This is a genomic window from Mycobacterium sp. NPDC050441, assembly GCF_040655355.1.
Classification (GTDB): domain Bacteria; phylum Actinomycetota; class Actinomycetes; order Mycobacteriales; family Mycobacteriaceae; genus Mycobacterium.
Genome location: NZ_JBFAJS010000019.1, coordinates 1 through 10,544, shown reverse-complemented (window position 1 = coordinate 10,544; position 10,544 = coordinate 1). Strand labels below are relative to the sequence as shown.

Here is a 10,544-nt window from a genome sequence, read left to right as displayed (position 1 = left end):
GCCGGATCACGGATGTATTCCACCGGGGATCTGGTGCGCTGGGGCAGTGGCGGGCAACTGCAGTACCTGGGGCGTGCTGATGAGCAGGTCAAGATCCGTGGGTATCGCATCGAACTGGGGGAGATCCAAACCGCATTGGCTGATGTGGTTGGGGTCAAGCAGGCCGCGGTTGTGACCCGCGAGGATCGTCCAGGTGACAAGCGGCTGGTCGGATATGTGACCGAATTGGTGAGTGGGACAGTCGATCCTGCTGCGGTTCGTACGGCATTGGCGCAGCGGTTGCCGGGCTATATGGTGCCCGCGGCGGTGGTCGTGGTCCAGGCAATACCGTTGACCGTCAACGGCAAACTCGACCGGCGGGCGCTGCCGGCACCGGAATACACCGATACCGATCATTACCGCGCCCCGTCCACTCCCAGCGAGGAGATCCTGGCCGGCATCTATGCCCAAGTGTTGGGTTTGGACCGCGTCGGTGTCGACGACTCCTTCTTCGACCTGGGCGGTGACTCCCTCTCCGCAATGCGGCTGATCAATGCGATCAACGCGGGTCTGGATGCCGATCTCGTCGTCCGTACGGTGTTCGAAGCACCGACAGTGGCTGAACTGGTGGCGCGGGTTGGTGAGGGTTCGGGTGGCCGTGAGCCGTTGGTGGCCCAGGCCCGTCCGGCTGCTATTCCGTTGTCCTATGCCCAGCAGCGGTTGTGGTTCCTGGATCAATTGGAGGGGCCGTCCCCGATCTACAACATGGCCACGGCGTTTCGGATCACCGGTGAGCTGGATGTTGATGCGCTGAACCAGGCGCTGGCCGATGTGGTGGACCGTCACGAGTCTTTGCGCACAGTATTCATATCGGTCGAGGGAGTGCCTCGGCAGGTTGTGGTGCCTACGGAGCAGGCCGATCTGGGGTTGCGGCTTGTCGACGCCACCGGCTGGTCTCCACGTCAACTGCACGATGCGATCCGGTCGATCGTCGGCTACAACTTCGATCTGTCTGCCGAAACCCCCTTGAGGGCAGCACTGTTCCGCCTCGGGGCGGGCGAGCACGTGCTGGTGGCGGTGGTCCACCACATCGCCGGAGACGGCTGGTCGATCGGTCCCCTGGTGCGAGATCTGGGCGTGGCATATGCCGCCCGATGCGCGGGACAAGCCCCGGGCTGGTCTCCGCTGCCCGTGCAATATGTGGACTTCACCTTGTGGCAGCGCCGGCACCTGGGCGATCTGACCGACGACGACAGCCGTATCGCCAAGCAGCTGGCCTACTGGGAGCAGGCGCTGTCCGGGCTGCCCGAGCGCCTGGAACTGCCGACCGACCGGCCCTATCCGCCGGTCGCCGACTACCACGGAGCGAGGGTGGCGGTGGAGTGGCCGGTCGAGTTGCAGCAGCAGATAGCGCAGGTGGCCCGCGAGCACAACGCGACCAGTTTCATGGTGGTGCAGGCTGCATTGGCGGTGTTGCTGTCGAATCTGAGCGGCAGTTCCGATGTGGCAGTGGGCTTCCCGATCGCAGGACGTAGCGATCCAGCTTTGGACGAGCTGGTCGGGGTGTTCATCAACACCTTGGTGCTGCGGGTCGAACTCGACGGTGATCCCACCGTTGCCGATGTGTTGGCTCAGGTACGCCGGCGCAGCTTGGCTGCCTACGAGCATCAGGACGTGCCTTTCGAGGTGGTTGTCGATCGGCTCAACCCCGCCCGCAGTTTGACCCATCATCCGCTCGTTCAGGTGATGTTGGCGTGGCAGAACCTACCCCGGCAGGACGACCGAGCGGCCCCGTCGCGTTTGGGCGGTATGCAGGCCACACCGTTGGAGGCGGACACACAGACTGCCCGTATGGATCTGACGATTTCGTTGGCTGAACGCTGGAACGCCGGTGAGCCCGCTGGGATTACCGGATCGGTGGAGTTCCGCACCGATGTCTTCGACGCCGCCGGCATCCGAACTTTGATCGAGCGGCTGGCGCGGGTGGTGGGGGGCCTGACCGCCGACCCAGAAGCGAAGCTGTCCTCGGTGAATCTGCTGGAGTCCGGTGACCACTCCCGTCTTGACGGGTGGGGCAATCGGGCGGTGTTGGCCGAATCTGTTGCCGCGGTGCCGATTCCAGTGGTGTTCGCGCAGCAGGTGGTGCGGGCACCGCAAGCAGTGGCGGTGGTCTGCGGTGAGAGCTCGTGGACGTATCGCGAGCTGGATGAGGCGTCGAATCGGCTGGCCCACCTACTTGTCGGTCACGGGGCGGGTCCCGGTGAGTGCGTGGCGTTGCTGCTGAACCATTCAGCCGAGGCGATCGTGGCGATCCTGGCGGTACTGAAGTCGGGGGCGGCGTACCTGCCGATCGATCCGCTGCTACCGGATGCGCGGGTCGCGTTCATGGTCGCTGATGCCGGCCCGGTCGCGGCGGTCACCACCACCGAGTTGCGGTCACGGCTGGATGAGGGAGACCTGGCCGTCATCGACGTCGCCGACGCGCATATCGATGTGCAACCCAGCACCGCATTGCCCGGACCGGCCGCCGATGACATTGCCTACCTGATTTACACCTCGGGGACCACTGGTGTCCCGAAGGGGGTGGCGATCACTCATCAGAATGTGACGCAGTTCCTGGGATCTCTGGATCCGGCTTTGGTGGGGCCGGGAACGGTGTGGTCGCAATGGCATTCGTTGGTGTTCGACGTCTCGGTGTGGGATATCTTCGGTGCGCTGTTGTACGGAGGCCGGTTGGTGGTCGTGCCCGAGGAGGTGGCCCGTTCACCGCAGGAACTGCACGACTTGTTGGTGACCGAGAAGGTCAGCGTCTTGAGTCAGACGCCCTCGGCGGCGGGCATGCTCTCACCGCAGGGCTTGGAATCCACCACGTTGGTAGTGGCCGGCGAAGCCTGTCCGGCCGAGTTGGTCCAGCGGTGGGCGCCGGGGCGGGTGCTCATCAACGCTTATGGGCCTACCGAGGCCACGGTGTACGCGGCGATCAGTGCGCCCTTGCAGATGCCCGAAGCGGCGGCCTCGAATGTTGTCCCGATCGGTTCTCCGGTACGGGGTGCGGCGTTGTTCGTCCTGGATCGGTGGCTTCGGGAAGTCCCTCCGGGCGTGGTCGGCGAGTTGTATGTGGCCGGCCGTGGCGTCGGCGTCGGTTATGTGCGTCGGGCCGGGTTGACTGCATCCCGCTTCGTCCCTTGCCCGTTCGGCGGCACAGGGGCGCGCATGTATCGGACCGGCGATCTGGTGCGCTGGGGCACCGATGGGCAGCTACAGTATCTCGGCCGCGCCGATGAGCAGGTCAAGATCCGCGGGTATCGCATCGAGCTCGGAGAAATCCAGATCGCCCTGGCCGACCTCGATGGCGTGGAACAAGCCGCCGTCATCGCCCGCGAGGACCAACCCGGAGAGAAACGTCTCGTCGGCTACGTCACCGAGACGGTGAGCGGGATGGTCGACTCCGGTAAGGCGCGAGCCCAGTTGGCCGAACACCTGCCGACATACATGGTGCCCGCTGCGGTCGTGGTGGTCGAGGCAATGCCGTTGACCATCAACGGGAAACTCGATAGGAGGGCTCTGCCGGCACCTGAGTACATCGACGCCGACGGCTATAGGGCCCCGACCACTCCCGCCGAGGAGATCTTGGTCGGCATCTATGCCCAGGTGTTGGGCCTGGAGCGGGTCGGGGTCGATGACTCCTTCTTCGACTTGGGCGGCGACTCCCTGTCAGCGATACGGTTGATCAACGCCATCAACACCACACTGGGCGCTGATCTGGCAGTGCGCACGGTATTCGACGCACCGTCCGTGGCCGCGCTGGAGCCGCGCATCGGTGAGGATTCGGGTGGGCGTGAGCCGTTGGAAGCCCAGCCCCGTCCAGCGGTTGTTCCGTTGTCGTATGCCCAGCAGCGCTTGTGGTTCCTGGATCAGTTGCACGGGCCTTCACCGATCTACAACATGCCGATCGCGTACCGGATCACCGGCGGCCTGGACGTCGATGCGGTCGGCCGAGCCTTGGCGGACGTGGTGGGCCGGCACGAGAGTTTGCGCACGGTGTTCCCGTCGATCAACGGTGTCCCCCAACAGTTGGTCATCCCTGCCGACCAGGTCGACATCGGTTGGCAGGAGGTTGACGCGTCAGGTTGGCCGGCAGGCCGGCTGGCGGAAGCCATCGATGCGGCAGTCCGGCACCCGTTCGATCTGAATACCGAGATTCCGTTATGGGCAAGGCTTTTCCACGTTTCCGAGGATGAGCATGTACTGGTGGCGGTGCTGCACCACATCGCTGGGGATGGCTGGTCATTCGCTCCGCTGGGTCGTGATGTGGCTGCTGCGTATGCGGCGCGGTGTGGCGGCCATCCGCCGGAGTGGGCGCCGTTGCCGGTGCAGTACGTCGATTACACCCTGTGGCAGCGCGAGCAGCTGGGTGAGTTGTCCGATCCCGAAAGCCGCATCGCCGGGCAATTGGCTTACTGGCAGGAGGCCTTGGCGGGGCTGCCCGATCGCCTTGAGTTGCCCACGGATCGGCCCTATCCGCTGGTGGCCGATTACCGGGGGGCGAGTGTGGCTGTGGCGTGGCCGGTGCAGCTGCAGCAGCAGGTGGCGCGGGTAGCTCGTGAACACAATGCGACGAGTTTCATGGTGCTGCAGGCGGCGCTGGCGGCACTGCTGGCTCAGCTGAGCGCGAGTACTGATGTGGCGGTGGGCTTCCCGATCGCCGGACGTAATGATCCCGCCCTGGATGAGCTGGTCGGTTTCTTCGTCAACACCCTGGTTTTGCGGGTCGATCTGGCCGGCGACCCTACCGTCGCCGAAATGCTCGGGCAGGTGCGTCAGCGCAGCCTGGCCGCCTACGAGCACCAGGACGTGCCCTTCGAGGTGCTGGTGGAGCGTCTCAATCCGACCCGCAGCATGGCCCACCACCCTCTGGTCCAGGTGATGTTGGCCTGGCAGAACCCCGCCGGTGGGCCCGCTGCCGAGTCAGCCTCGGGCGACATGCAGGCCGTGCCGTTGGTGACGGAAACCCATACCGCTCGGATGGATCTGGTGTTCGCGTTGGGGGAGAGATTCGACGAAGGTGGTGAGCCGGCCGGCATCGGTGGGTCGGTGGAGTTCCGCACCGATGTGTTCGACACCGAAACCGTGGAGGTGTTGATCGAGCGGTTGGTTCGGGTGTTGGCGGCGATGACCGTCGATCCGACTCGGCGGTTGTCGTCGATCGATGTGTTGGATGCGATCGAGCATGCTCGTCTTGATGAGGTGGGTAATCGGGCAGCGTTGACCCGGCGGGCTCGTCGTGGGGCGTCGGTGCCGATGTTGTTCGCCGAGCAGGTGGCCCGCGTGCCCGACGACGTGGCGGTGAGGTTCGATGGCAGGTCGATGACTTACCGGGAACTCGATGACGCGTCGAATCGTCTGGCACATCTCCTGGTTGGACGTGGGGCGGGTCCGGGCGAGTGTGTGGCGCTGTTGCTCAACCGTTCGGCTGAGGCGATCGTGGCAATCCTGGCGGTACTGAAGGCCGGAGCGGCGTATCTGCCGATCGACCCGGGACATCCCGACGCCCGGATCGCGGTCGTCGTCGCGGATGCCAGGCCGGTCGCCGCGCTGAGCACCGGCGGGTTGGCTGAGCGGTTGCACCTTTGCGGGGTTGAGGTCGTCGACGTGGCCGATCCACGGATCGACACTCAGCCGAGCGCCGCATTGCCGGGGCCGGCTTCTGATGACATCGCCTACCTGATCTACACCTCGGGTACTACCGGTGTCCCGAAGGGGGTGGCGGTCCCGCATGGAAATGTCACCGAGTTGCTGGGGGCGTTGGATGTCGGGCTGCCGCGTGCGGGGGTGTGGACGCAGTGGCATTCGTATGCGTTCGACGTGTCGGTGTGGGAGATCTTCGGCGCGCTGCTGGGTGGCGGGCGGCTGGTGGTGGTGCCCGATGCGGTGGCGGGTTCGCCGGATGATTTGCATGCCTTGTTGGTTGCTGAGCAGGTGACGGTGTTGAATCAGACGCCGTCGGCGGCGGCGGCGTTGTCGTCGCAGGGTTTGGAGTCGACGGCGTTGGTGGTGGCTGGTGAGGCGTGTCCGACTGAGTTGGTGGATCGGTGGGCGCCTGGTCGGGTGATGATCAACGGTTACGGTCCGACCGAGACGTGGTACACGTCGTTCAGTGCGCCGCTGGCTGCTGGATCCGGTGTGGTGCCGATCGGTACACCGATCCCGGGGGCGGCGTTCTTCGTGCTGGACGCGTGGTTGCGTCCGGTGCCGGCCGGGGTGTCCGGGGAGTTGTATGTGGCCGGTTCAGGTTTGGCGGCCGGGTATCTGCGCCGGGGTGGTCTGACCGGTTCCCGGTTCGTGGCATGCCCGTTCGGTGGGCCGGGGGCGCGTATGTATCGCACGGGGGATCTGGTGTCCTGGGCAGCCGACGGGCAACTGCACTATCTGGGTCGCACCGATGAGCAGGTCAAGATTCGTGGGTATCGCATCGAACTGGGTGAGATTCAAGCTGCCCTAGCCGATCTGGAGGGCGTCGATCAGGCGGCTGTCATCGCTCGCGAGGACCGTCCGGGTGACAAACGCCTCGTGGGCTATGTCACGGGCAGCGCCGAGCCGGCCGAGATCCGCAACCGGCTGGCGCAACGGTTGCCGGGTTATATGGTGCCGGCGGCGGTGGTGGTGCTCGACAGCTTGCCGTTGACCGTCAACGGCAAGCTGGATCGCCGCGCCCTGCCGACCCCGGACTACGTCGATGGTCACGAATATCGCGCCCCGGCCACGCTCACCGAGGAGATCTTGGCCGGTATCTACAGCGAGGTCCTCGGTCTGGAGCGGGTCGGGGTCGACGACTCCTTCTTCGACCTGGGTGGCGACTCCCTCTCCGCGATGCGGCTGATATCCGCGGTCAATGCCAGTCTCGATGCGGGGCTGGCGGTGCGCACCGTATTCGATGCTCCGACGGTAAGGGGCTTGGCTCAGCAGGTGGGTAAGCCCGCCTGTGCGGACGAAGTGATTCCCGTCGAAGTCCTCAAGGCGGGCAATGGTATCCCCTGGTGTTGTATTCATGACGGTTTCGGATTGAGCTGGGCTTATCGGACTTTGGGCGAGTATTCGGATTGTCCGATCATCGGGTTCAATCAAGTCCCACACAGTGGTGAGATTGAGGCTGCGTCCGTTCGCGATCTGGCAGCCAACTATGCAGACCGCCTGCAATCTCTCCATCCCGAAGGCCCCTACAAGCTCCTGGGGTGGTCTTTTGGCGGAGTCGTCGCCCACGCGATGGCAGTTGAGCTCCGCCGCCGCGGCTGTGAGGTCGAACAACTGGTCCTGTTGGACCCCACGGTCATTGCCAATCGGATCATCTCGTTGAATCCGGCGTGGCGGCAGAGTCACGTCCTCAAGCACATCTTGCGGGTCAATCACATTGACGTTCCGAGGCGGTGGGGGCACCTTGACTACCAGGAGGCCGAGGAACTGCTTCGCCGACGAGGTCCGGTCGAATTTGCGTTGCCACCGAAGCAACTCCTGGACTTCATGGCTCAAAGCCTGACCACGAACTGGCTTCTGCTCCTCGAGCATGAGCCCGAGGTCTTCGATGGCGATGTTGTCATATTCTCTGCGGGGGCGGCGCGACGACGAAATATTCCCACACTGAGGTTACGCCGCCCCGGGGCGCTGACCCGACTGGCATTTAGGTATCAGCAACGCAGCTGGCGTCCGTATGTTTCGGGGAATGTCACGGAACATCCGGTCGGTTGCACGCACTACGAAATGTTGGCCACTGCTGCACTGGGTGAATACGGGAATTATTTCAGTACCGTATCGCAGAAATAGAATTCAGCTCGCCTCGGCCGGGTTGTGGTGTGCGCCAGGAATGTTGGCATCGAATGAATCGACGATGCCTGGTTGCGAGGGTGGTCACCAAATTCCGGGCACCAGGCGATGCGGAACTTTCTGCATGTAGTGGCGGTAGCCGTCGAGCTCGTCTTGGAGCAGTATTTCTTCGTCGCGGATACGCAAGGCGAACACAAGCAGAGCGGGAACGGCAAGCATGAGTCCCCAGTAGGACCCGAGCGCGAGGGGCGTGCCTATCTGCAGGAGTGTGTTGGAGGTGTACATGGGGTGACGCACCAGGCCGTATATGCCGGTAGAGATGAGCGGTTGGCTTTCCTCTACTCGAATGGTTGTGGCCGCGTGACTGTTTTGTGCGAACACCAGCGTTATTCCAACAATTCCGATCACGGCCAGAATGAAACCCGCCACGCATATGGGCGTCGGGACTGAGGACCAACCAAACCGGTGATCGAGGGCGCTCACGATGACCATTGCAAACCAGAAAAAGTACATGCCCCCGGCTAAAGCCCTTTGTACCGGACGGGTTTCGGAAGCCGGCATGCGACGTTGGAGCATCGCGGGGTCCTTGCGCAGGAGGTAGATGCTCGACATCCAGGAGGAGATCACGATCACCGCAAAAAACAGCCATGCTTGCCAGTAGTTGAGAGTGCCTGCGGGTGCGAACAGCAGCAGCCAAAGCGTCCCCATCAGGAGGGAGCCCGACAGCAGCATTTTGAGCATGGATTTCATGGAATTCCCCCTGGGCCGCGCAGTGATTTCCCGTGCCTCAGAATACATCCGGAATCTTCGGAACTCTGTTGATTTCCCCGCTTTTGGTGCTTATCAGCGGCGCGAATTCGGCCCGTTGTGGCCATTCCCGACGGGTCTTCGCGGCGCTGGTGCGCCGGTTGCATGGGTAGCGGAGCGGATGGTTCCGGGTTCGCGCCCGAGCGGAGTGATCGCGAAAGGCTGAGTGTCCAACGGGACGGAGCGTCAGCCCGACATCGGGGGTGACCCGAACGTCGGGGATGGTCGATGCCCATCGAACGCCCCATCTCGATGTCGCGTGGAGCCCGACGCCGTCGGCCCTGAGGTCCTTGTTTCGCAGTGCGCACGTGTAAATCGATCTGGATGCGAGATTGCTGGAACACGTGGTGCTAACTATTTGCCAGTTCTTGCAGACGCAAATTTTGACGCAAACGTCTGTCGCGTTGGGGCCGCGGGCAAATCTGGCTAACGCAATCGTCGTCAATGAAACCGGGGTTGTGTTGTGGCGGATGCTGCGCGCAGTGTTACTCAGTTTGCCGGGCGCTTGAACAGTTCTGCGCGAGGCGCCATCTTCTGGGCATGTTGCATCGTCGTCGGCTCGGGCGGCGGCCAGTCCACTTCGCTGGTTTGAATCACATCGGTGTCATGGGCCCTTTTTGGATCGAAATGATCGTGAATCCACTGCACCGTGCAGTGATGGGTAGGCGATGTGCCGCCAGGGCGTGGGCCGTGAACGACCATCCCGCCGACCGTGCCGCCGGGTCGACAGCCAGCGATTTCGGTCTCCGGAGGCCACCGAGCTTCACGAGCGAGCGAGTTCGATTTCCCCTGTGTGAATGCTGTATGGATTTGCTCAAAAATGACATGCGCGTCGACTGGAGAGCCGCATCGCCGTGGGTGTAGCAACGAGGTGCACCTGGATCGCCGATTTCCACACTCCGTCAAGAAGGTGTGGATATGCTGGCCATCTGCAACTGTCTAATTCATAGCTGAAATTGACCGAACGGGAATGTTTTCGTCTTGATCAACGGTGAGGAGCAGCACCGGCTGTAGCCGATGTTCGCCGATGTACCTGCTGGCTGGACGGTGGCGTACGACGAGGCGGAGGGCGTTGTGTGTTTGGACTACATCGAGCAGAACTGGTCGGATATCCGACCGACGAGCCTGCGCGACGTGCTGGTGCAGGGCCAGTGCACTGACAGATAGAAGGGCCGGGGGGCTTGTAGAACATCTCGCGGTGGGAGGGTCCGATGCAGCTTGATGAACAGCGGCTGCCGGTGACGGATGCGCAGCTCGTTCTGGGTGGGACGGCTATCGCGGCCCCGCTGAGGTGGGAGCGTTGTCGTGACTGCTGATCTGACCCGGCGTTTGTCATCGATGGATTTCTTGGACGAGGACGAACACTCCCAGTTGTTCGAGTGGGGTAATCGCGCGGTGTTGACTGAGCCGATCGTTGTGTCGGCGTCGATTCCGGGGTTGTTCGCTGCGCAGGTGGCTCGTGCGCCGGAGGCGGTGGCGGTGACCTTCGGCGGCCGGTCGATGACCTACGAGGAACTTGATGAGGCATCGAATCGGTTGGCGCACTGGTTGGTTGATCTTGGTGTCGGCCCAGGGCAGTGTGTGGCACTACTGTTCTCGCGGTGCTCCGAGGCCATTGTGTCGATCTTGGGAGTTCTCAAGACCGGGGCGGCATACTTGCCGATCGATCCGATGCATCCAGATACGCGTATCGAGTTCGTAGTAGCTGACGCAAAGCCGGTTGCAGCGGTGACGACCACGGAGTTGGTCGGTCGATTCGCCGGGTGCGACTTGGAGGTCATTGATTTCCACGATGCGTGTAGTAAGTCCAAGCCGGGGAGGGGGATATCGGCGCCAGCGGCTGATGATGTTGCCTATTTGATTTACACGTCGGGCACGACTGGTGTGCCGAAGGGTGTGGCGATCACTCATCGCAACGTGGCTCGGCTGTTGGGGACGTT

Annotated in this window: 4 protein-coding genes and 1 pseudogene; 4 read left to right on the top strand and 1 reads right to left on the bottom strand. The window is 63.2% G+C overall.

The genetic code is table 11. The features are described from left to right. Window positions 1-7,797 (top strand): amino acid adenylation domain-containing protein (locus AB0I14_RS31960; protein WP_358030970.1); only part of this gene is annotated, 7,797 nt, incomplete at its 5' end. A gap of 84 nt (window positions 7,798-7,881) precedes the next feature. Here the strand turns inward: AB0I14_RS31960 and AB0I14_RS31955 are convergent. After that, window positions 7,882-8,547 (bottom strand): isoprenylcysteine carboxylmethyltransferase family protein, encoded by a 666-nt coding sequence (locus tag AB0I14_RS31955; RefSeq protein WP_358030968.1) that lies wholly within the window; start codon window positions 8,545-8,547, stop codon window positions 7,882-7,884. On the opposite strand from AB0I14_RS31955, the gene AB0I14_RS31950 reads away from it, so the two are divergent. The 3 genes and pseudogenes from AB0I14_RS31950 to AB0I14_RS31940 form a co-directional block, all read left to right on the top strand. Next, window positions 8,537-8,770 carry a hypothetical protein gene (locus AB0I14_RS31950; protein ID WP_358030965.1) on the top strand — a complete coding sequence of 78 codons (234 nt, stop codon included), beginning with the start codon at window positions 8,537-8,539 and terminating at the stop codon, window positions 8,768-8,770. The genes AB0I14_RS31955 and AB0I14_RS31950 overlap by 11 nt on opposite strands. Window positions 8,771-9,585: 815 nt before the next feature. Continuing rightward, window positions 9,586-9,771 (top strand): annotated as a pseudogene (locus tag AB0I14_RS31945) (MbtH family NRPS accessory protein). Window positions 9,772-9,909: 138 nt separating this feature from the next. Beyond that, the coding region (locus AB0I14_RS31940; RefSeq protein WP_358030962.1) for an AMP-binding protein at window positions 9,910-10,544 on the top strand (635 nt) is incomplete at its 3' end.

What these genes read in the sequence shown, in the direction of transcription:
- AB0I14_RS31955 (WP_358030968.1), bottom strand. Translation starts at nt 8,547, where the DNA reads ATGAAATCCATGCTCAAAATGCTGCTGTCGGGCTCCCTCCTGATGGGG.
- AB0I14_RS31950 (WP_358030965.1), top strand. Translation starts at nt 8,537, where the DNA reads ATGGATTTCATGGAATTCCCCCTGGGCCGCGCAGTGATTTCCCGTGCC.